General features: G+C 60.4%; 19 protein-coding genes and 1 pseudogene. 11 read left to right on the top strand and 9 right to left on the bottom strand.

Features of this window, described 5'->3' with window-relative positions:
• Window positions 1-471: pseudogene (locus J5M57_RS19835) on the bottom strand (DUF2339 domain-containing protein); the annotation flags it as partial.
• Between the two features lie 168 nt (window positions 472-639).
• A complete protein-coding gene (locus J5M57_RS19830) occupies window positions 640-3,090 on the bottom strand; it encodes a glycogen/starch/alpha-glucan phosphorylase (protein WP_064585550.1) in 2,451 nt (816 codons plus the stop codon).
• Between the two features lie 257 nt (window positions 3,091-3,347).
• On the opposite strand from J5M57_RS19830, the gene J5M57_RS19825 reads away from it, so the two are divergent.
• Window positions 3,348-3,785: a YkgJ family cysteine cluster protein gene (locus J5M57_RS19825; protein ID WP_007961740.1), complete on the top strand. Its 438-nt coding sequence runs from the start codon at window positions 3,348-3,350 to the stop codon at window positions 3,783-3,785.
• A 155-nt stretch (window positions 3,786-3,940) separates the two neighbouring features.
• Here the strand turns inward: J5M57_RS19825 and typA are convergent, their stop codons facing one another.
• Together typA and thiI are read right to left on the bottom strand one after the other, a co-directional pair.
• Window positions 3,941-5,761 carry a translational GTPase TypA gene (gene typA, locus J5M57_RS19820; protein WP_064585549.1) on the bottom strand — a complete coding sequence of 607 codons (1,821 nt, stop codon included), beginning with the start codon at window positions 5,759-5,761 and terminating at the stop codon, window positions 3,941-3,943.
• A 139-nt stretch (window positions 5,762-5,900) separates the two neighbouring features.
• Complete coding sequence (gene thiI, locus J5M57_RS19815) at window positions 5,901-7,355, bottom strand: tRNA uracil 4-sulfurtransferase ThiI (RefSeq protein ID WP_064585548.1); 1,455 nt, start codon at window positions 7,353-7,355, stop codon at window positions 5,901-5,903.
• Window positions 7,356-7,683: 328 nt separating this feature from the next.
• Here thiI and glnA point away from each other — a divergent pair, with 328 nt between their 5' ends.
• From glnA to ntrC, 5 genes are all read left to right on the top strand, one after another.
• The gene (glnA, locus tag J5M57_RS19810; protein WP_003220788.1) at window positions 7,684-9,090 is read left to right on the top strand and encodes a glutamate--ammonia ligase; all 1,407 of its coding nucleotides are present in this window, start codon (window positions 7,684-7,686) and stop codon (window positions 9,088-9,090) included.
• Between the two features lie 231 nt (window positions 9,091-9,321).
• Window positions 9,322-9,834 (top strand): DUF4124 domain-containing protein, encoded by a 513-nt coding sequence (locus J5M57_RS19805; RefSeq protein ID WP_169842628.1) that lies wholly within the window; start codon window positions 9,322-9,324, stop codon window positions 9,832-9,834.
• Window positions 9,831-10,448, top strand: a complete 618-nt coding sequence (locus tag J5M57_RS19800) for a DUF4124 domain-containing protein (protein ID WP_207849424.1) — start codon at window positions 9,831-9,833, stop codon at window positions 10,446-10,448. Before J5M57_RS19805 ends, J5M57_RS19800 begins: the two co-directional genes overlap by 4 nt.
• 230 nt (window positions 10,449-10,678) lie before the next feature.
• Window positions 10,679-11,764, top strand: a complete 1,086-nt coding sequence (gene glnL, locus J5M57_RS19795; protein WP_007961730.1) for a nitrogen regulation protein NR(II) — start codon at window positions 10,679-10,681, stop codon at window positions 11,762-11,764.
• A complete protein-coding gene (gene ntrC, locus J5M57_RS19790; RefSeq protein WP_007961729.1) occupies window positions 11,761-13,197 on the top strand; it encodes a nitrogen regulation protein NR(I) in 1,437 nt (478 codons plus the stop codon). Before glnL ends, ntrC begins: the two co-directional genes overlap by 4 nt.
• A 588-nt stretch (window positions 13,198-13,785) precedes the next feature.
• Here ntrC and J5M57_RS19785 read toward each other — a convergent pair.
• Window positions 13,786-14,226: a hypothetical protein gene (locus J5M57_RS19785; protein WP_207849423.1), complete on the bottom strand. Its 441-nt coding sequence runs from the start codon at window positions 14,224-14,226 to the stop codon at window positions 13,786-13,788.
• On the opposite strand from J5M57_RS19785, the gene trmL reads away from it, so the two are divergent.
• Window positions 14,225-14,680 carry a tRNA (uridine(34)/cytosine(34)/5-carboxymethylaminomethyluridine(34)-2'-O)-methyltransferase TrmL gene (trmL, locus tag J5M57_RS19780; RefSeq protein ID WP_207849422.1) on the top strand — a complete coding sequence of 152 codons (456 nt, stop codon included), beginning with the start codon at window positions 14,225-14,227 and terminating at the stop codon, window positions 14,678-14,680. The genes J5M57_RS19785 and trmL overlap by 2 nt on opposite strands.
• Before the next feature lie 120 nt (window positions 14,681-14,800).
• Here the strand turns inward: trmL and secB are convergent, their stop codons facing one another.
• Genes secB through J5M57_RS19765 form a run of 3 tightly spaced genes read right to left on the bottom strand, consistent with a single transcriptional unit; the run spans window position 14,801 to window position 16,013 of the window.
• On the bottom strand, window positions 14,801-15,286 hold the full coding sequence (secB, locus tag J5M57_RS19775; protein ID WP_027611264.1) for a protein-export chaperone SecB: 486 nt from the start codon (window positions 15,284-15,286) through the stop codon (window positions 14,801-14,803).
• A gap of 57 nt (window positions 15,287-15,343) precedes the next feature.
• A complete protein-coding gene (grxC, locus tag J5M57_RS19770) occupies window positions 15,344-15,598 on the bottom strand; it encodes a glutaredoxin 3 (RefSeq protein ID WP_207849421.1) in 255 nt (84 codons plus the stop codon).
• A gap of 1 nt (window position 15,599) precedes the next feature.
• A complete protein-coding gene (locus J5M57_RS19765; protein WP_064585542.1) occupies window positions 15,600-16,013 on the bottom strand; it encodes a rhodanese-like domain-containing protein in 414 nt (137 codons plus the stop codon).
• A 153-nt stretch (window positions 16,014-16,166) separates the two neighbouring features.
• Between J5M57_RS19765 and gpmI the strand changes: the two genes are divergently transcribed.
• The 4 genes from gpmI to J5M57_RS19745 all read left to right on the top strand — a co-directional run bounded on the left by gpmI (window position 16,167) and on the right by J5M57_RS19745 (window position 21,366).
• The gene (gpmI, locus tag J5M57_RS19760) at window positions 16,167-17,696 is read left to right on the top strand and encodes a 2,3-bisphosphoglycerate-independent phosphoglycerate mutase (protein WP_064585541.1); all 1,530 of its coding nucleotides are present in this window, start codon (window positions 16,167-16,169) and stop codon (window positions 17,694-17,696) included.
• Between the two features lie 253 nt (window positions 17,697-17,949).
• A complete protein-coding gene (locus J5M57_RS19755; protein ID WP_064585540.1) occupies window positions 17,950-19,236 on the top strand; it encodes a murein hydrolase activator EnvC in 1,287 nt (428 codons plus the stop codon).
• A gap of 31 nt (window positions 19,237-19,267) precedes the next feature.
• A complete protein-coding gene (locus tag J5M57_RS19750; RefSeq protein ID WP_064585539.1) occupies window positions 19,268-20,587 on the top strand; it encodes a S41 family peptidase in 1,320 nt (439 codons plus the stop codon).
• 2 nt (window positions 20,588-20,589) lie between these two features.
• Window positions 20,590-21,366 carry a divergent polysaccharide deacetylase family protein gene (locus tag J5M57_RS19745; protein ID WP_064585538.1) on the top strand — a complete coding sequence of 259 codons (777 nt, stop codon included), beginning with the start codon at window positions 20,590-20,592 and terminating at the stop codon, window positions 21,364-21,366.
• A 46-nt stretch (window positions 21,367-21,412) separates the two neighbouring features.
• On the opposite strand, the gene J5M57_RS19740 is transcribed toward J5M57_RS19745, so the two are convergent.
• The gene (locus tag J5M57_RS19740; RefSeq protein WP_207849420.1) at window positions 21,413-22,168 is read right to left on the bottom strand and encodes an ABC transporter substrate-binding protein; all 756 of its coding nucleotides are present in this window, start codon (window positions 22,166-22,168) and stop codon (window positions 21,413-21,415) included.
• Window positions 22,169-22,235: the final 67 nt, after the last annotated feature.

The raw sequence follows: 22,235 nt of genomic DNA, 5'->3' as shown, positions 1-22,235 counted from the left end.
GATGAGGTTGGGGACACGGGGGTCGGCGAGGGGTGCGGGGGCTGCGGGCTCGTCGCTGACGGCGTCCAGACGCCAGACATCGGCCGGTAGCGGCTGGCTGGTTTCGCTGGCGACGGCAGAGATCGGTTCGAGTTCGGGGGGCAGTTCCCAGACCAGATCAGGCGTGGGGGCGGATGCTTGTTCGGCGACGGTGACCGGCTCGACGACGGCGTCCGCAACCGGCTCAACACTCGGCGGTGTGGTGCGCCCGCCTACACCTTCAAGCAGAAACAAGCGCTGCTCGACGGCGTGCAAGGCGACCTTTGCCTGTTCAAGTTGACGCTGTTGTTCGGCGGTCTGCGTGCCAAGCCGGGCAATACGCAGCGTTTGCCCGATCGCCAGCCCGAGCAGCGCACCCAGCAACGCGGCGCTGAACGACTCGTCGAGCAACCAGCCGAGCACCAGCCCGATCAACATGAACATCCATTGCATGGTCGATATCCCTAAGCGCAAAGGCCAATCCGGGAAGATTAGCGCAGCCTGATCCAAAAAGATCGCAGCCTGCGGCAGCGCCTACAGGGTTATGTGAACACCTGAGTAGGAGCTGCCGCAGGCTGCGATCTTTTGCGGCGCGTCGATTATATCGAGCCGAGCGGAAACTTACTCCAGTGCCTTCCAGATATCAGTGGCGTACTCGCGAATGGTCCGGTCGGACGAGAACCAGCCCATCCGCGCCGTGTTGAGCACTGCCGAGCGCCACCAGTTGTTGGAATCGTGCCAGTGCGCGTCGACGCGTTTTTGCGCTTCCCAGTAGGAGTCGAAGTCGGCGCAGACCAGGAAGCGGTCGTAGTCCACCAGCGAATCGATCAGGCCGGTGTAGCGCGACGTATCATCCGGCGAGAACACACCGCTGCGGATCGCTTGCAGCACGTCGCTCAAACGATGAGACGCGGCGATGTCCGGCGCGGCGCTGAACTCGTGGTTCTGCTTGCGCGCTTCGACCTGCTGCGCACTCAGGCCGAAGATGAACATGTGCTCGGCGCCGATGCGTTCGCACATTTCCACGTTGGCGCCGTCGAGGGTGCCGATGGTCAGTGCGCCATTGAGGCCGAACTTCATGTTGCTGGTGCCCGAGGCTTCGAAACCGGCAGTGGAAATCTGCTCGGACAAGTCCGCCGCCGGAATAATGCTCTCGGCCAGACTGACGTTGTAGTTGGGCAGGAACACCACTTTCAGCAAGCCACGCACGGTCGGGTCGTTATTCACCACCCGGGCGATGTCGTTGGTCAGCTTGATGATCAGCTTGGCCTGGTGATAACTCGCTGCCGCTTTACCGGCGAAAATTTTCACCCGTGGCACCCAGTCCACTTCGGGCTCGGCACGGATCGCCTGATACAGCGCTACGGTGTGCATCAGGTTGAGCAACTGGCGCTTGTATTCGTGGATCCGTTTGACTTGCACGTCGAACATCGCCGCCGGATTGACCGCGATCCCCAACCGCTCGTGAATCAGATAGGCCAAGGCCTTTTTGCTGTGCAGGCGCTGCTCGGCGAAGGCTTTGCGGAACGCGGCTTTCTCGGCGAACGGTTCGAGATCGAGCAAACGTTCTTCAGGATTATCCAGCACCTCCGGGCCGAGGGCATCGACCAGCATCGAGGTCAGTTCGGAGTTGGCCTGGAACAACCAGCGGCGGAAGGTGATGCCGTTGGTTTTGTTGTTGATCCGCTCCGGGTAGAGCTTGTGCAGTTCGGCGAACACGGTCTTGCGCATCAACTGCGTGTGGAGTCCGGACACGCCGTTGACGCTATGCGAACCGAGGAAGGCGAGGTTGCCCATGCGCACCCGGCGACCGTTGTCTTCTTCGATCAGCGACACCGCGCGCAGCACGTCGAAATCGTGAATGCCCTTGGCCCGCAGCGAATCGATGTGCTGCGCGTTGATCAGGTAGATGATCTGCATGTGCCGCGGCAACATGCGTTCCATCAGGCCGACCGGCCAGGTTTCCAGCGCTTCGGGCAGCAGCGTGTGGTTGGTGTACGACAGGGTGTCGACGGTGACCTGCCACGCTGCGTCCCAGGCCACGTCGTAGACGTCGACCAGTTGCCGCATCAGTTCGGCGACGGCAATCGAGGGGTGGGTGTCGTTGAGCTGAATCGCCGCGTGATCGCCCAAGGTCAGCACCGAGGTGTGCATGTTGCGATGGCGACGCAGCAAGTCTTGCAGCGAAGCCGCGACGAAGAAGTATTCCTGACGCAGACGCAGCTCCTGGCCGGCTTCGGTGCTGTCGGCCGGGTAAAGCACGCGGGAAATACTTTCGGCCCGGGCGACTTCGGCGACGGCACCCAGGTGGTCACCGGCGTTGAAGCGCTCCAGGTGCAGATCTTCCATGGCTCGGGCACGCCACAGGCGCAAGGTGTTGACGCTCGCCCCGCGCCAGCCGACCACTGGCGTGTCGTAGGCAATCGCGCGCACGGTTTCTGCGGGCGACCAGACCTGTTTGGTCTTGCCGCTGGCATCAGTGACCGTTTCGACACTGCCGCCGAAGCCGATGCTGTACACCACTTCCGGCCGCTCGAACTCCCACGGGTTACCGAAATCCAGCCAGTGCTCGGTCTGTTCCTGCTGCCAGCCATCGACGATGGCCTGACGGAACAAGCCGTGCTCGTAGCGAATGCCGTAGCCATGCCCGGCGATGCCGAGGGTCGACATGCTTTCCATGAAGCACGCCGCCAGACGCCCGAGGCCGCCGTTGCCCAGCGCCGCATCCGGCTCCAGCAGGCGAATGCGCTCCAGATCGACGCCGAGTTCAGTCAGCGCCTCCCGGGCGACGTCAAGCAAGCCCAGGTTGCTCAGACTGTCGTAGAGCAAGCGGCCAATGAGAAATTCCAGCGAGAGGTAATACACCCGCTTCTGGCCTTTGCGGTAAATCTGCCGGGTGTGGTCCATCCAGTGTTCGACCATGTGGTCGCGCGCCGCCAGGGCAATGGCTTCGAACCAGTCATGGTCGAAGGCGTGATCCGGGTCTTTGCCCACTGCATAGGTGAGCTTGGTCAGGACGGCATCGCGGAATGCGGCCACCTCTGCTTCGCGAACTAGTGGTTCTTGAGTCATCGATAGGACCTCGAGCGAGCGTGGAATTGTCTGAGCCTAGACGGTCTGACCGACGGTAGAGGCGCAGGTTCTGCAGTTTTTCCGAAGACGGTGAGATAGCCCGGCATTACCTTGGCGAGTGGGCTAATGAATGCAGGGGGCGTGCCGTACTGACGGCCAATTCCACGGCATTTGGAAAAATCTGGCGAAAGGTTGTTCAAAAATCCACCAGTCCCGGTATGATCGCGCGCCCTGATGCACACGCCTGGTAATTCCCGATGATGAAGCCCAACCTGATTGCCGCCGCCGAGATCGACCGTCTCGATACGTGGGCCAAATATTCGGCCCCGATGTGCGGCTCTTGTGTCTCCAGCTGCTGCACCCTGCCGGTCGAGGTCAAGATCAAGGACCTGGTGCGCATCGGTGTGGTCGACGAGTTCGAGCTGGGCGATCCGCCGAAGAACATCGCCAAGCGCCTGCAAAAGGAAGGGCTGGTCGAGCGTTTCAACCAGAAGTCGGGGATCTTCACCCTGCAGCGCATGAGCAACAACGATTGCTACTACCTGGATCGTAAGAGCCGCCTGTGCACCATTTATGACAAGCGCCCGGACACCTGCCGCAATCACCCGAAGATCGGCCCGCGTCCGGGATACTGCGCGTACAAGCCGAAAGAAGTCGAGCGCGTGCAGAATTCACGGTCGATCGAGAAGTTCTGAAGATCAAAAGATCGCAGCCTTCGGCAGCTCCTACAGGGGAATGCGTATCCCTGTAGGAGCTGCCGAAGGCTGCGATCTTTTTTTGCCTTGAATCGCAGACAAACAAAAACGCCCCCGGTCTCGCGACCGGGGGCGTTTTTTATTCCAGGGCTAAATTACGCCTTGGCTTTCTTGGCAGCGCGGGTACGCTCGCTTTCGTCCAGGATCTTCTTGCGAAGACGGATGGACTTAGGCGTGACTTCGCACAGCTCGTCTTCCTGGATGTATTCCAGAGCCTGTTCCAGAGTGAAGCGAACAGGTGGTACCAGAGCGATGGTTTCGTCTTTACCCGAAGCACGCATGTTGTCGAGCTTCTTGCCTTTGGTTGGGTTCACACCCAGGTCGTTGTCGCGGCTGTTCTGACCAACGATTTGACCGTTGTAGATCTCCTGGCCGTGTTCTACGAACAGCTTGCCACGAGCCTGCAGGGTTTCCAGCGAGTAGGTCAGTGCCTTGCCGGTTTCAACCGAAACCAGAACGCCGTTCTGACGGCCGGACATGTGGCCCGACTTCACTGGAGCGTAACGGTCGAAGATCGAGGTCAGGATGCCAGCACCGTTGGTCAGGGTCAGGAACTGGTTACGGAAACCGATCAGACCGCGAGCAGGGATGTTGTATTCCAGACGAACACGGCCCTTGCCATCCGGCACCATGTTGCTCAGGTCGCCCTTACGCAGACCCATCTCTTCCATGACCTTGCCCTGCGATTCTTCAGGGATGTCGATGGTTACGTTTTCGAACGGTTCCTGCTTCACGCCGTCAACTTCACGGATGATCACTTCAGGACGGCCCAGGGCCAGCTCGAAGCCTTCGCGACGCATGGTTTCGATCAGTACCGAGAGGTGCAGCTCACCACGGCCGGAAACCTTGAACTTGTCAGCCGAGTCGCCTTCTTCAACGCGCAGTGCAACGTTGTACAGCAGCTCTTTGTCCAGACGATCCTTGATGTTACGGGAAGTCACGAACTTGCCTTCTTTACCGCAGAATGGCGAGTCGTTTACCTGGAAGGTCATGGAAACGGTTGGCTCGTCAACGGTCAGCGGCTTCATCGCCTCGACGGTGTTGATATCGCACAGAGTGTCGGAGATGAACAGCTCGTCGAAGCCGCTGATGCAGACGATGTCGCCTGCCGCTGCTTCTTCAACGTCAACGCGGTGCAGACCGTGGTGACCCATCAGCTTCAGGATACGACCGTTGCGGCGCTTGCCGTCGGCGCTGATAGCGACAACCGGGGTGTTCGGCTTGACGCGACCACGAGCGATACGGCCAACACCGATAACACCCAGGAAGCTGTTGTAGTCCAGAGCGGAGATCTGCATCTGGAACGGACCGTCACGGTCAACGGCCGGAGGCGGAACGTGATCGACTACCGCTTGGTACAGCGGGGTCATGTCTTCAGCCATGGCGGTGTGATCCAGACCGGCGATGCCGTTCAGGGCCGAGGCGTAAACAACCTGGAAGTCCAGTTGTTCTTCGGTCGCACCGAGGTTGTCGAACAGGTCGAAGATCTGGTCCAGAACCCAGTCCGGACGCGCGCCTGGACGGTCAACCTTGTTGATCACCACGATTGGACGCAGGCCGGCTTCGAAAGCCTTCTTGGTCACGAAACGGGTTTGCGGCATAGGGCCGTCTTGAGCGTCAACCAGCAGCAGAACGGAGTCAACCATCGACATTACGCGTTCTACTTCGCCGCCGAAGTCGGCGTGGCCCGGGGTGTCCACGATGTTGATGTGGTAGCCGTTCCAGTTGATGGCGGTGTTTTTCGCCAGAATGGTAATACCGCGCTCTTTTTCCTGGTCGTTGGAGTCCATCACGCGCTCGTCGTTGAGCTCGTTGCGCTCCAGGGTGCCGGATTGACGCAGGAGTTTGTCTACCAGGGTGGTCTTACCATGGTCAACGTGGGCAATGATGGCGATGTTACGTAGATTTTCGATCACTTGTGTATCTCGATCAGAGGATTCGGTTTGCTGACAAGTCTTGGCAGCGATTAACAGTAGTGTCCGGCATGGCCGTTACAGCTTGACGGCGGTGTCGGGGGGCCGGTGACGCAGGCCACAGGCAAACAGCCCCGGGCACTTAGCTCGGTCGATAAACGCGCACATTGGCATGCCCCTCACTGAGCAAATGGTGAGCATGCAGGCGACTCATCACGCCTTTGTCGCAATACAGCAGGTACTGGCGAGTCGGATCCAGCTCCTTGAAACGAGCGTTCACTGCGTAGAACGGCATCGTCTGTACTTCTATGCCGGCGAGTTCCAGCGGGTCATCCTCGGCCGCATCCGGATGACGGATGTCGATGACGATCTGACCGGCCAGCGCTTCGCCGACTTCTTCAATCTGCAAGTCCTGGCCCAATTCGTCGATCACCCGATCGATCGGCACCAGTTTGGCGTTTTCGAGCGCACGCTCGAGGACCGCCATGTCGAATTCTTTCTCTTCGTGCTCAACGCGGTGGCGTTTGGCGGCGGTCTTCGGATTGACCGAGATGACCCCGCAGTATTCCGGCATGTGCTTTGCGAAATCGGCGGTGCCGATCTCGTTGGCCGTGTCGATGATGTCCTGCTTGTGCGCGACGATCAGTGGACGCAGGACCAGCTTGTCAGTCACGCAGTCGATCACCGACAGGTTCGGCAAGGTCTGGCTCGACACCTGGGAGATCGCTTCACCGGTTACCAGGGCGTCGATGTGCAGGCGGTCGGCGATGGCGGAGGACGCGCGCAACATCATACGCTTCAATACGACGCCCATATGACTGTTATCGACTTTGCCGAGAATTTCACCCAACACTTCTTCGAACGGAACACTGACAAATAGCACGCGTTGCGAGCTGCCGTACTTCTTCCAGATGAAATGCGCGACTTCCATCACGCCCAATTCGTGGGCACGACCGCCCAGATTGAAGAAGCAGAAATGCGCCATCAGGCCGCGGCGCATGATCTGGTAGGCGGCAACCGTCGAATCGAAGCCGCCAGACATCAGTACCAGCGTCTGCTCCAGGGCGCCGAGCGGATAGCCGCCGATGCCGTTGTGCTGGCTGTGGATGACAAACAACCGTTGGTCGCGAACTTCGATTCGGACTTCGATTTCCGGCGCCTTGAGGTCGATTCCGGCCGCACCGCACTCGCGACGAAGCTTGCTGCCGACGTATTTCTCGACGTCCATCGAGCTGAACGGGTGCTTGCCTGCACGTTTGCAGCGCACCGAGAAAATCTTCCCGGCCAGCACATCGCCGTAGTGCTGTTTGCACTTCTCGGTGATGTCGTCGAAGTCGCCCAACGGGTACTCGGCGATCTGCAAAAAGTGCGCGACGCCAGGCGTACAGGTGAGGCGTTCGCCCATCTCTTTCAAGGCTTTGGGGTCGGTAACGCGGGTTTCCAGCTCGAGATTGTCCCACACACCGTTCACCACCACGGCCGGGTCCAGATCGCGGAGCACGGCGCGGATGTTCTTGGCCAGCTGGCGGATGAAACGCATCCGGACAGGGCGGCTTTTGATGGTGATCTCGGGGAAGACTTTTACGATTAGTTTCATGAAAACAGCGCGCGCAGGGCCAGCCGAAAAAGGGGGGCGCGGATTATAGCGGAAATTGCTCAAGGTTTAACCAGTTAATATGCAGAAGGTTTCACACGCACCAAAACGGGTCACTTTCAGATTTACACGCTACATTAAGGGGCGAGATTTTCCCCTTTATTGCGCTTTGCACCGTCGCAAGCGTGAATTTGGGGCAAAAAACCCATGGTGGGGCACTGGCATGCAATTTGCTCCCTTGTGAGGCAGGTTGCCTTGGCAGAGTATCTGCGCCGGCATCACCCATATTAAGGGCATCCACTACCAAGCCCTAAGCCACCCGGAGGACACTATGTCGAAGTCGGTTCAACTCATCAAAGATCATGACGTCAAGTGGATTGATCTGCGCTTCACGGACACCAAAGGCACTCAGCACCACGTGACCATGCCGGCTCGCGATGCGCTGGAAGACGACTTCTTCGAAGTCGGCAAGATGTTCGACGGTTCCTCCATCGCTGGCTGGAAAGGCATCGAAGCCTCCGACATGATCCTGCTGCCGGACGACGATACTGCCGTGCTCGACCCGTTCACCGAAGACGCGACCCTGATTCTGGTCTGCGACATCATCGAACCGTCGACCATGCAAGGTTACGATCGCGACCCGCGCGCCATCGCTCACCGCGCCGAGGAATACCTGAAGACCACCGGTATCGGTGACACCGTCTTCGCCGGTCCGGAACCAGAATTCTTCATCTTCGACGAAGTGAAGTTCAAGTCGGACATCTCCGGCTCGATGTTCAAGATCTACTCCGAACAAGGTTCGTGGATGTCCGACCAGGACATCGAAGGCGGCAACAAAGGCCACCGTCCTGGTATCAAAGGCGGCTACTTCCCGGTTCCGCCGTTCGACCACGACCACGAAATCCGTACTGCCATGTGCAACGCACTGGAAGAGATGGGTCAGACCGTTGAAGTTCACCACCACGAAGTGGCGACTGCCGGTCAGAACGAAATTGGTGTCAAGTTCAACACCCTGGTGAAGAAAGCTGACGAAGTTCAGACTCTGAAATACGTTGTACACAACGTTGCTGACGCTTACGGCCGCACCGCGACCTTCATGCCGAAGCCACTGTACGGCGACAACGGCTCGGGCATGCACGTCCACATGTCCATCGCCAAAGACGGCAAGAACACCTTCGCTGGCGAAGGCTATGCCGGCCTGTCCGAAACCGCCCTGTACTTCATCGGCGGTATCATCAAGCACGGTAAGGCCCTGAACGGCTTCACCAACCCGGCCACCAACTCCTACAAGCGTCTGGTGCCAGGTTTCGAAGCTCCGGTAATGCTGGCCTACTCGGCTCGCAACCGTTCCGCCTCGATCCGTATTCCTTACGTCAACAGCCCACGCGGCCGTCGTATCGAAGCACGTTTCCCGGATCCGGCTGCCAACCCGTACCTGGCGTTCGCAGCTCTGCTGATGGCCGGCCTGGACGGTATCCAGAACAAGATCCACCCAGGCGATGCCGCTGACAAAAACCTGTACGACCTGCCGCCTGAAGAGGCGAAAGAGATCCCACAAGTTTGCGGCAGCCTGAAAGAAGCCCTGGAAGAGCTGGACAAGGGCCGTGCGTTCCTGACCAAGGGCGGCGTGTTCTCCGACGACTTCATCGACGCCTACATCGCGCTGAAATCCGAAGAAGAAATCAAGGTCCGCACCTTCGTGCACCCACTGGAATATGAGCTGTACTACAGCTGCTGATCCGGTAGCGCCGCGCTACGCGGCGTGACAAAAAAGGCCTCCTTCGGGAGGCTTTTTTTATTGAAGATCAAAAGATCGCAGCCTTCGGCAGCTCCTACCAGGATCGGTGCAGGGGCTGCCGAAGGCTGCGATCTTTTGACCTGGCTTTTCAATTCCATTTGTTAACGGCTTGGGCCTGTCGCCCACCCTGACCTATGCTGCACCCCATCGCTTTCTTTCCCGGTCGCTTTCATGGGTCGCACCTTTCTCTACATCCTGCTGCTGATCGCCCTGCCCGCCGCCGCGCAGATCTACAAGTACACCGACGCCAATGGCAACACGGTCTACAGCGATCACGCGCCAGACGGCATCAAGGCGCAGCCTGTCGAGTTGCCACCGCTGAACCGCGTCGAGCCGCAGGCGCCGAGCGCACCCGCGCCCACCAGCACTGACAATCGTCCACCTGCACGCAACGCCTACGAGATACTTGAGCTGAATGGCCTGCCCAGCGAAGAAGCCCTGCGCGCCAACAACGGCACCTTCACCGTCAACGTGCTGATCAAGCCGCGTTTGCAGGCGCCGCACCAATTAAGACTGATCCTCGACGATGAACCTTACGGCCAGCCCAGCAACGTGCCGATCCTGCAGCTGGTGAATGTCGACCGTGGCGAGCATCGCCTCGCGGTGCAGGTGATCGATGGTCAGGCGATCATTCAGCAGAGCCCGTCCGTGGTGTTTACCGTGCAGCGTGTACACAAGCCATGAGAGGTGTCTGGCTGATCCTGTGCCTGCTCGCCCTGCCGATTTCGGCGGAGGTCTTCACCTACGTCGATGCGCAGGGCAATCGCGTCTACACCGATCAGCCGCGCGGCAACGCCAAGCGCGTGCCCATCGCGACCAGCAATCGCATGTCGGCCACCCCCACGGCTGCGGCGCCGATCAGCGCCGCACAAAAATCCCCGGAACCCCCTCTGTTCCATTACGACATGCTGCGCATTCTGATTCCTGAACCGGACGCGACCCTGCGCAGCAGCGCGGGCGAGGTGATCGTCAGTGTCACCAGCGAACCGGGCCTGCAACCCGGCCATCGCTATCGCCTGCTGCTGGACGGCCAGGCCACGGGCGAGCCGGGCCTGAGCCCGGTGTTCCCGCTGAGCAACATCGACCGGGGCAGCCACAACCTGTCGGTGGAAATCCTCGATGAACAGGGCCGCACCGTCGAACGCACCGCCAACCAGCCATTCCACATGCTGCGCATTTCGCTGGCGCAGAAACGCCAGGTCAAACCCTGCGTCAGCGAAGACTATGGCGTACGCCCGGAATGTCCGCTGAAAGACAAACCCGCCGAAGAAAAAAATCCCTTCCTGCGTTTCTTCTAACGCCGTTCAGATTTGCGCACTATATTGGTGCACTAGACTGCACCGTACCCACATTCCAACCCATTTTGGTTCGAAAGTACCCGCCAGCCCCGACACGACGCCACGCAAACGAGCGTCAAACGCCTGTTTCAGGGGTTGAGCGCTTCTTTTCGGAGCCTTGGTTTGGTTTTTGCATTTTCCTCGCATCAGCGCTTAGTTCTCGCGCACGCCTTGCTCCAAAAGGGGTCCAGATGACCATAAGCGACGCAATCCACCGTTTGCTGCTCGACAACCTGACCACCGCCACCATCCTGCTCGACGCCGAACTGCGCCTTGAGTACATGAACCCGGCGGCCGAGATGCTGCTGGCCATCAGCGGTCAGCGCAGCCATGGGCAGTTCATCAGCGAGCTGTTCACCGAATCCACCGAGGCGCTCAACTCGCTGCGCCAGGCGGTCGAACAGGCGCACCCGTTCACCAAGCGCGAAGCGATGCTCACCGCCCTCACCGGCCAGACCCTGACCGTGGATTACGCGGTGACGCCGATCCTAAGCAACGGCGCGACCATGCTCCTGCTGGAAGTGCACCCGCGTGACCGGCTGCTGCGGATCACCAAGGAAGAGGCGCAGCTGTCCAAGCAGGAAACCAGCAAGATGCTGGTGCGCGGTCTCGCTCACGAGATCAAGAATCCGCTGGGCGGCATCCGTGGCGCCGCGCAATTGCTGGCCCGTGAGCTGCCGGAAGACAGCCTGCGCGACTACACCAACGTGATCATCGAAGAGGCCGACCGTCTGCGTAATCTGGTCGACCGCATGCTCGGCTCGAACAAGTTGCCGTCGCTGGCCCTGTGCAACGTCCATGAAGTGCTCGAGCGCGTCTGCCAACTGGTCGAAGCGGAAAGTCAGGGCTGCATCACCTTGGTGCGCGATTACGACCCCAGCATTCCCGACGTGTTGATCGACCGCGAACAAATGATTCAAGCCGTGCTGAACATCGTGCGCAACGCGATGCAGGCAATCAGCAGCCAGAACGAGTTGCGTCTGGGCCGCATCAGCCTGCGCACCCGGACCATGCGCCAGTTCACCATCGGCCACGTCCGCCATCGCCTGGTGACCAAGATCGAGATCATCGACAACGGCCCCGGGATACCGGCGGAACTGCAGGAAACCATCTTCTTTCCCATGGTCAGCGGCCGCCCGGACGGTACCGGGCTGGGCCTGGCCATTACCCAGAACATCATCAGCCAGCACCAGGGCCTGATCGAGTGTGACAGCCATCCAGGCCACACCACGTTCTCGATCTTTCTGCCACTGGAACAAGGAGCCACATCGACATGAGCCGTAGTGAAACCGTGTGGATCGTCGATGACGACCGTTCAATCCGTTGGGTTCTGGAAAAAGCCTTGCAGCAGGAAGGCATGACCACGCAGAGCTTCGACAGCGCCGATGGTGTGATGAGTCGTCTGGCCCGTCAGCAGCCTGATGTGATCATTTCCGACATCCGCATGCCGGGTGCCAGTGGCCTCGACCTGCTGGCGCGGATTCGCGAACAGCACCCACGGTTGCCGGTCATCATCATGACCGCTCACTCCGACTTGGACAGCGCGGTGGCCTCGTATCAGGGCGGCGCGTTCGAATACCTGCCCAAGCCGTTTGACGTGGACGAGGCGGTATCGCTGGTCAAACGCGCCAATCAACATGCGCAGGAACAGCAAGGCCTGGAAGTGGTACCGGCGCTGACCCGCACCCCGGAAATCATCGGCGAAGCGCCGGCGATGCAGGAAGTGTTTCGTGCCATCGGCCGCCTGAGCCACTCCAATATCACGGTGCTGATCAACGGCGAATCCGGTACCGGTAAAGAGCTGGTGGCCCACGCCCTGCACCGCCACAGCCCGCGCGCGGCCTCGCCGTTCATTGCGCTGAACATGGCGGCGATCCCGAAAGACCTGATGGAATCCGAGCTGTTCGGCCACGAGAAAGGCGCGTTCACCGGCGCAGCCAACCTGCGTCGTGGGCGCTTCGAACAGGCGGACGGCGGCACGCTGTTCCTCGATGAAATCGGCGACATGCCGGCAGATACACAAACCCGGCTGCTGCGGGTGCTGGCCGACGGCGAGTTCTACCGCGTTGGCGGGCACGTGCCGGTCAAGGTTGACGTGCGGATCATCGCCGCCACCCACCAGAATCTGGAAACCCTGGTGCACGCCGGGAAATTCCGTGAGGACTTGTTCCACCGCCTCAACGTGATCCGCATCCACATCCCGCGCCTGTCGGATCGTCGCGAAGACATCCCGACTCTGGCCAAGCACTTCCTCAGCCGCGCGGCACAAGAACTGGCGGTGGAGCCGAAGCTGCTGAAAAGCGAGACCGAGGAATACCTGAAGAACCTGCCATGGCCGGGCAACGTGCGGCAGCTGGAGAACACCTGCCGCTGGATCACCGTGATGGCGTCCGGCCGCGAAGTGCACATCAGCGACCTGCCGCCAGAGTTGTTGAGCCTGCCGCAGGATTCGGCGCCGGTAACCAACTGGGAGCAGGCGCTGCGCCAGTGGGCCGATCAGGCCTTGGCCCGTGGCCAGTCGAGCTTGCTCGACAGCGCGGTGCCGGCGTTTGAACGGATCATGATCGAGACTGCGCTGAAGCACACAGCCGGCCGGCGTCGTGATGCCGCGGTATTGCTCGGCTGGGGTCGCAACACCCTGACGCGCAAGATCAAGGAATTGGGGATGAAAGTGGATGGTGGGGATGACGATGAGGGGGATGAGGGTTAACTCGGCACTCTAGTCGTCCGCGAAAAGATCGCAGTCTCCGGCAGCTCCTGTACAGAACGCATATCCCTGTAGGAGCTGCCGAAGGCTGCGATCTTTTTTGCGTGTGCACCACCGCAATGCACATTGACCTGCAATCGCGCACCACGTGCCAAGCGGAACTCAGCTCTAGCGCAAAAAAACTTCGACACTTCAAATAGGCGAAAGCCCCGTTTTACGGGGCTTTCGCGTTTCTGATCAACTTTTTTGTTTCAACCAATTAAAACCTGGCACGCGCCCTGCAATACCTCTTACAGGTGATTCGATTCACCACCCGTTTCGGGGACCTTGGTACAGGCAGGCCGGGGATTCCCCTCTTTAACACCGGGTTCAAACCGCATCGCGGCGAACCCACCCTTTTGGGATCCTTGGTACAGGCAGGCTGGGGGTTCCCTCTTTACACCGGACCGACGCTGCAGGCGAAGTCCACCCCGTTTTGGGGCCTCTGATACAGGCAGGTCAGGGGTTCCTTCTTTACTCCGGCTCAACCGCCTCGGCGGCGAGCCGCCCGTTTTGGGAACCTTGGTACAGGCAGGCCGGGGATTCCCGCTTTTATTGCTCCCGGAGATGGATCTCCAGCCGCCAGCGGTCATCGACCTGGCTGCCGGCCCAGTCCCCCTGCAGCGGCCGCGCCGCCAGCACCGTCAGCAACAACCCGCCATCACTCATCCGTGTTCGCCAGTTGACGTCCTTGCCGTTGAGCTTGAGCTGGCCTTTCTGCGCGCGGCCTTCGGCCTGAAACAACAGGGCCACGGTGCCATCAATGATTTCGCCATGCAGCTTCGGTTCGTTGTCGAACCAGACCACCAGGCCGTCATCCGTCACTTCAACCTGCTGCAGCACGCTCGGGTCCGGTGTGGTCAGGCGGCCGATCATCAAACCGATCATCAGACCGACAATCGCCAGCGAACCGATCACCCGCGGGAATAGTTTCGAACGCGGGTCCGCTTGCGGCGTAGAATGCGCGTCATCTTTACCTTCGGAGCCGTGCATGTTTCACGTCATCCTTTTTCAACCAGAAATTCCGCCGAATACCGGCAACGTTATCAGGCTGTGCGCCAACAGCGGCTGCCACCTGCATTTGATCGAACCGCTGGGTTTCGAGATGGACGACAAGCGCTTGCGCCGGGCCGGTCTCGACTACCACGAATATGCCACATTGCAGCGCCACGCCGACCTCGCCAGTTGCCTTGAAAGCCTGGGCAACCCACGGTTGTTCGCCTTTACCACCAAGGGTTCGCGACCGTTTCACGATGCTGCGTTCGTCACGGGCGATGCGTTCATCTTCGGCCCGGAAAGCCGTGGCCTGCCGCCAGAGGTGCTGGACGCCCTGCCGGCGGAACAGCGTCTGCGCCTGCCGATGCGCGAAGGCTGCCGCAGCCTGAACCTGTCCAACACCGTGGCGGTGGCCGTGTACGAAGCGTGGCGGCAGAACGGCTTCAAATAAACACCCAAAACAACTGTGGGAGCGAGCCTGCTCGCGATTACGGTCTGTCAGCAACATTGATGTCACTGACAAACTGCCTTCGCGAGCAGGCTCGCTCCCACAGGGGTACAGCTGAACCGCTTATTGAACGGTCGGGGTCTCGCCGGCTTCCTGCATGCGCTGCAGCTCTTGCGCGTACAGGGCGTCGAAGTTCACCGGTGCCAGCATGAGGGCCGGGAACGAACCACGGGTTACCAGGCTGTCCAGGGTTTCGCGAGCGTACGGGAACAGGATGTTCGGGCAGAAAGCACCCAGGGTGTGGCTCATCGAAGCCGCGTCCAGGTTCTTGATCAGGAAGATACCGGCCTGTTGCACTTCAGCGATGAAGGCTACTTCGTCACCGTTTTTCACGGTCACGGACAGGGTCAGCACAACTTCGTAGAAATCGCCTTCCAGCTCTTTCTGACGGGTGTTCAGATCCAGACCGACGGTCGGGTCCCACTGCTGGCGAAAGATCGCCGGGCTTTTCGGGGCTTCGAAGGACAGATCGCGTACGTAGATGCGCTGCAAGGAGAATTGCGGTGCGGTTTCTTCTTCGCTGGCTGCAGTGTTCTGTTGGTCAGTCATCTCAGATCCTTTCTGATCTTGGGTCTTTTAGGGATTGCTGTACGTGGGTGCAGCCGTTCAGGCCTTGAGCAGCGCGTCGAGCTTGCCGGCGCGCTCCAGGGCATACAAATCATCACAACCGCCGATGTGCTTGTCGCCGATCCAGATCTGCGGCACGGAGGTGCGTCCGGCCTTCTGGCTCATGGCAGCACGAATCTGCGGCTTGCCATCGACCTTGATCTCTTTGAAGGCCACACCTTTGTTCACGAGCAATTGCTTGGCTCGCACGCAATAAGGGCAGTAATCGCTGGAGTAGACGATGACTTCGCTCATATCACTTCACCAGCGGCAGGTTGTCGCCTTTCCAGCTGGAAATCCCGCCGGACAGCTTGGCGGCGGTGAAGCCCGATTTCATCAGTTCGCGGGCGTGGGTGCCAGCGGTCTGGCCCAGGGCGTCGACCAGAATGATGGTCTTGGCCTTGTGTTTTTCCAGCTCGCCGATGCGCGCAGCCAGTTTGTCCTGGGGAATGTTCACCGCGCCAACGATGTGGCCAGCAGCGAAATCCTTCGTTGGACGGATATCCACCACGACGCCCGCGTCCTTGTTGACCAGTGCGGTCAGTTCGCCGGTGCTCAGGCTTTTACCGCCGCCCTGCATCGTGTGCGCCAGCAGCAGGGCCAGCAGTACGACGAAGATACCGACAAGAATGTAGTGGTTAGTGGCAAATTCAATCAGGTGAGCAACCATCGAAGGAGGTTCCAGGGCGTTAAAATGTCGGCCAGTATACACAGCCGCTATGGAGGGCCAAACCCCGTCCGGCGGTGACGTGGATTGAACTTGGCTTTAAACTGCCACTCCCTTTTCCATCGCCCTCTTCTTTATTAGCCACGAGTGGATTCCATGACTACCACGCCTAAACCTTTGGTCCTGATGATTCTCGACGGCTTCGGTCACAGTGACAGCCACGAATCCAATGCCGTGTATGCGGCGAAGAAGCCGGTACTCGATCGCCTGTGGGCCAGCGTGCCGAACGGCTTGATCTCGGGCAGCGGCATGGACGTCGGCCTGCCGGACGGCCAGATGGGCAACTCCGAAGTCGGCCACATGAACCTCGGCGCCGGGCGCGTGGTGTATCAGGACTTCACCCGCGTGACCAAAGCGATCCGCGACGGCGAGTTCTTTGAAAACCCGACCATCTGCGCCGCTGTGGATAAAGCCGTGGCAGCCGGCAAGGCCGTGCACTTCATGGGCCTGCTGTCCGATGGCGGCGTGCACAGCCACCAGGATCACCTGGTCGCCATGGCCGAACTGGCTTTCAAGCGCGGCGCCGAGAAAATCTACCTGCACGCCTTCCTCGACGGTCGCGACACGCCGCCGAAAAGCGCCACTTCGTCGATCGAGCTGCTCGACGCGACCTTCCAGGCGCTCGGCAAGGGCCGCATCGCCAGCATCGTCGGTCGCTACTTCGCGATGGACCGTGACAACCGCTGGGACCGCGTATCCCAAGCCTACAACCTGATCGTCGACGGTAACGCCGAATTCAACGCAGCCACCGCCCAGGAAGGCCTCGACGCCGCCTACGCCCGTGGCGAGAGCGACGAATTCGTCAAGGCCACCACCATCGGCGAGCCGGTCAAGGTCGAAGACGGCGACGCCGTGGTGTTCATGAACTTCCGCGCCGACCGTGCCCGTGAGCTGACCCGCGTGTTCGTCGAAGACGATTTCAAGGAGTTCGAGCGCGCGCGCCAGCCAAAACTGGCCGGCTTCGTCATGCTGACCCAATACGCCGCCAGCATCCCTGCGCCATCGGCCTTCGCCGCCGGCAGCCTGGAAAACGTGCTCGGCGACTACCTGGCGAAGAACGGCAAAACCCAGCTGCGCATCGCCGAAACCGAGAAATACGCGCACGTGACCTTCTTCTTCTCCGGCGGCCGTGAAGAACCGTTCCCGGGCGAAGAGCGCATCCTGATCCCGTCGCCGAAAGTCGCCACCTACGACCTGCAACCGGAAATGAGCGCACCGGAAGTCACAGACCGCATCGTCGATGCCATCGAACACCAGCGTTACGACGTGATCGTGGTCAACTACGCCAACGGCGACATGGTCGGCCACAGCGGCGTGTTCGACGCTGCGGTAAAAGCTGTGGAATGCCTGGACACCTGCGTCGGGCGCATCGTCGAGGCACTGGAGAAGGTCGGCGGCGAAGCGCTGATCACCGCCGACCACGGCAACGTCGAGCAGATGTCCGACGCCTCCACCGGCCAGGCGCACACCGCGCACACCACCGAACCGGTGCCGTTCATTTACGTCGGCAAGCGTGACCTCAAGGTCCGCGAAGGCGGCGTACTGGCGGACGTGGCGCCGACCATGCTGATGCTGCTGGGCCTGGAAAAACCGGCGGAAATGACGGGGACTTCGATTCTGGTCTGACCCGAATCCATAAAACACCGCAAAACCCTGTAGGAGTGAGCCTGCTCGCGATAGCAATCTGACAGTCAACTACTCTGTTGAATGTGAGAACGCCATCGCGAGCAGGCTCACTCCTACATTTGTTTATGGTGGTTTCAAAGATTATTTTCAGCTGTATCTACAGCCAGTTATCACACAGCCCCAATTGGGCGTTTTTTTTGCAGCCTCGGGCGGGCATACTAGGCCGTCCATTACCCTGGTGCCGCCCGCCTCTATGCTCCGCGTCCTGATCGCCCTCGCTCTGACCTGCCTGCTCCAACCGGCCTTCGCTGACGAGCGCGCGCAAACCCAACAGCAGTTGGATGCCACGCGTCAGGACATTGCCGAGCTGAAAAAGCTGCTGGGCAAGCTGCAGGAAGAAAAATCCGGCGTGCAGAAAGAGCTCAAGGGCACTGAAACCGAGATGGGCAAGCTCGAGAAGCAGGTCGATGCCCTGCAAAAAGAGCTGAAGAAAAGCGAAGCCGAGCTGCAGCGGCTCGATGCGGAGAAAAAAAAACTCCAGAGCGCGCGCACTGAACAACAGCGATTGATCGCCATCCAGGCCCGCGCGGCCTATCAGAACGGCCGTCAGGAATACCTCAAGCTGCTGCTCAACCAGCAGAATCCCGAGAAATTCGCCCGCACCCTGACCTATTACGATTACCTGAGCCAGGCCCGCCTGGAGCAGCTGAAGAACTTCAACGAAACCCTGCGCCAACTGGCCAATGTCGAAAAAGACATCGCCATGCAGCAGGCGCAATTGCTGGTGCAGAAAAGCAGCCTCGACAGCCAGCGCGACGAGCTGGAAAAAGTTCGCAAGGAACGCCAGCAAGTCCTCGCCAAGCTCAACGATGACGTGAAAGCCCGCGACCAGAAACTGGCCGCCCGCGAGCAGGATCAGGCAGACCTGTCTAAAGTCCTTAAAACCATTGAAGAAACCCTGGCCCGCCAGGCCCGTGAGGCAGAAGAAGCGCGGCAGAAAGCGCTGATCGCCCAGCAGGAAGCGGAAAAAAAGCGTTTGCGTGAGGCGCAGGCTGATACCAGCGACGCCCCACGAAAACCGGTCAGATCAACGCCAGGCGCGCTGGTTTCCAGCAGCGGCGAGACCTTCGGTGGCCCTTTTGCTGCAACCCGGGGAAAACTTCCGTGGCCGGTTGATGGTCGATTGCTGGCACGCTTCGGCGAAAGCCGTGGCGACGATGCCCGCACCAAGTGGGATGGCGTGATGATCAGCGCCGCCGCCGGCAGCCAGGTGCATGCCGTGCACGGCGGGCGCGTGGTGTTCGCCGACTGGTTGCGCGGTGCCGGGCTGCTGGTGATCCTCGACCACGGCAATGGTTATCTGAGTCTTTACGGTCACAACCAGACGCTGCTCAAGTCGGCCGGTGACGTGGTAAAAGCCGGTGAGTCGATTTCCACTGTGGGTAACAGTGGCGGTCAGGACACACCCGCGCTGTATTTCGCAATTCGTCAGCAGGGTCACCCGAGTGATCCGGCGCAATGGTGTCACGCGCAAGGATAAGCGCGTCGCCTAATTCAGGAGTTCGTTCGACATGCTGCATTTGTCCCGCCTTACCTCGCTGGCCCTGACGATCGCCCTGGTGATCGGCGCGCCTCTGGCGTTCGCTGCTCAACCGGCCCCGGCCGTCGCTCCGGCAGGCACTGCCGCGACCGCCAAGGCTCCGTTGCCGCTGGAAGAGTTGCGCACCTTTGCCGAGGTGATGGATCGGATCAAGGCCGCCTATGTCGAGCCGGTGGACGACAAGACCCTGCTGGAAAACGCGATCAAGGGCATGCTCAGCAACCTCGATCCGCACTCCGCTTATCTCGGCCCTGAAGACTTCACCGAGCTGCAGGAAAGCACCAGCGGCGAATTCGGCGGCCTGGGCATCGAAGTCGGGTCCGAAGACGGCTTCATCAAGGTCGTGTCGCCAATCGACGACACTCCGGCGTCGAAGGCCGGCATTCAGGCCGGTGACTTCATCGTCAAAATCAACGGTCAGCCGACTCGCGGCCAGACCATGACCGAAGCCGTGGACAAGATGCGCGGCAAGATCGGCCAGAAAATCACCCTGACCCTGGTCCGTGACGGCGGCACGCCGTTCGACGTGACCCTGGCCCGCGCCGTGATTCAAGTGAAGAGCGTCAAGGCGCAGCTGCTGGAATCGGGCTATGGCTACATCCGCATCACCCAGTTCCAGGTCAAGACCGGCGAAGAAGTCTCCAAGGCCCTGGCCAAGCTGCGCAAGGACAACGGCAAGAAGCTCAACGGCATCATCCTCGACCTGCGCAACAACCCGGGCGGCGTGTTGCAAGCCGCCGTGGAAGTGGTCGACCACTTCATCAAGAAGGGTCTGATCGTCTACACCAAAGGCCGGATCGCCAACTCCGAGCTGCGCTTCTCCGCCACCGGCAAGGACGAAAGCGAAGCGGTGCCGATGGTCGTGCTGATCAACGGTGGCAGCGCCTCGGCCTCGGAAATCGTCGCCGGCGCCCTGCAGGATCAGAAACGCGCCGTGGTCATGGGCACCACCAGTTTCGGCAAAGGCTCGGTGCAGACCGTGCTGCCGCTGAACAACGACCGCGCACTGAAGATCACCACGGCACTGTACTTCACGCCGAACGGCCGCTCGATCCAGGCTCAGGGCATCGTCCCGGACATCGAGGTGCGCAAGGCGAAGATCACCAACGAGGCGGACGGCGACTACTTCAAGGAAGCCGACCTGCAAGGTCACCTGGGCAACGGCAACGGTGGCGCGGACAAACCGACCGGTTCCGGCGCCAAGCCGAAGGCCATGCCGCAGGATGACGATTACCAGTTGGCCCAGGCCCTGAGCCTGCTCAAAGGGCTGAGCATCACCTCCGGTCGTTGAGGATGTCGCTGCGTTTGCTCTTGGTCCTGCTGTGCTGTCTGGCGGGTGCTGCTCATGCAGAGCCCGCCACAACCACTGCGCAAAAAGCCTACCTGACGCTGATCATCGACGACCTGGGGCAAAACCTGCCCCGGGATCGCCGCGTACTGGCCCTGCCCGGCCCGGTGACCACAGCGATCATGCCCGACACCCCACATGCCGCTGAATTTGCCCGCGAAGCCCATCGCGCCGGCAAGATCGTGATCCTGCACATGCCCATGGACCCGGCCACCGGCCCGTATGCCTGGCACCCCGAGCTGCCGCTCGAAGAGCTGGAAAAGCGCCTCGACGCCGCGTTCAAAAGGGTGCCCTACACCGCCGGCATCAATAACCACATGGGCAGCCGCATGACCGCGCAACCGGTGGCGATGGCCTGGCTGATGGGTGAGCTGCAGCGCCGGCACAAGTTCTTCGTCGACAGCCGCACCAGTGCACAGACCGTGGCTGCGCAACAGGCGCAGAAGATCGATCTGGCGAGCGTCTCGCGGGATGTGTTCCTCGATGACGAGCGCACCGAAGCGGCGATCTACACTCAGTTGCAGACCGCGATCAGCCTGGCGCGCAAGCAGGGCTCGGCGGTGATGATCGGCCACCCGTATCCGCAGACACTGGCGGTGCTGGAGCGCGAATTACCGAAGCTCAAGTCCCAGGGGATTGAGTGGATCGACGTCAAGCAGATGATCAGCGTGCGCAGCAATCGCGCGACGGCTGCTCACGGCAAGGATGGCGTGTACCGCTGACCCGGCAACATCCGCTCCCACATGTGTATCAGGTGAAGCTCAGGCCTCAGAGATACCGGCCCATGATCTCGTCCACCACGCCGTCCTTGCGCATCTGGTCCAGCGCTGCCTGCAGCTTCTTCACCGTCTCGTCCGACACGTTCTTGTTCAGCGCCAGGTACAACTCGGCGCTGTTGAAGCGCAGTACGGTCTTGAGCCCGGTCACGCCGTCCTGTCTTGCCAGGTAGCGCCCGGCCGGGTCGCCGGTGACCCACAGGTCGATCTGGCCGTTGACCAGTTTTTTCGCGTTGTCCTGATCGCGCAGCACCACCAGCGGCTTCAAGCCTTGCTTGGTCAGCGTCTCGGCAATCGCGTCGCCCTTGTAGGCGCCGATCTTGTATTTGCGGGCGTCATTGAGGGTGTCGAGGATGATCTTGCTGTCGGCCTTGGCCAACATGACCCAGTCGTCCGGCCCGATGGGGCCGACCCATTTGAACAGGTTTTCGCGATCCGGCAGCCGCGCCATCACGAAGGCACCGTAACCGGGATTCTCCAGCGCCAGCTTGTAAACCCGCTCCCAAGGGAAGCGCAACGTCAGGCTGTAGCTGAGCCCCGCACGCTTGAACATCTCACGCACGATGTCGGCGGCAATGCCATTGATGTTCTCGCCTTTGGCGAAGTTCTTGCCGTCTTTCGCCATGTTGTACGGCGGGAAGTTTTCGGTAAGGAGCACCAGATCGGTGTCGGGACTGTTTTCGGCGCGGGCCGTGTTGAGCAGCAACACAGAAGCGCTGGCGAGAACAAGAAGCAGGCGTTTGATCATGTCGGGCTACCGGAATCCATGGCGTGCCCAAGAGTGCCTTGGGTACGCCATGCTGTCCACTGGCCTG

Origin of the sequence: Pseudomonas sp. 86_A, assembly GCF_017491705.1 — a bacterium.
GTDB classification, from domain to species: Bacteria; Pseudomonadota; Gammaproteobacteria; order Pseudomonadales; family Pseudomonadaceae; genus Aquipseudomonas; species Aquipseudomonas koreensis.
The sequence above is the reverse complement of the archived record's forward strand: the minus strand, read 5'-3'. Positions and strand labels throughout refer to the sequence as shown.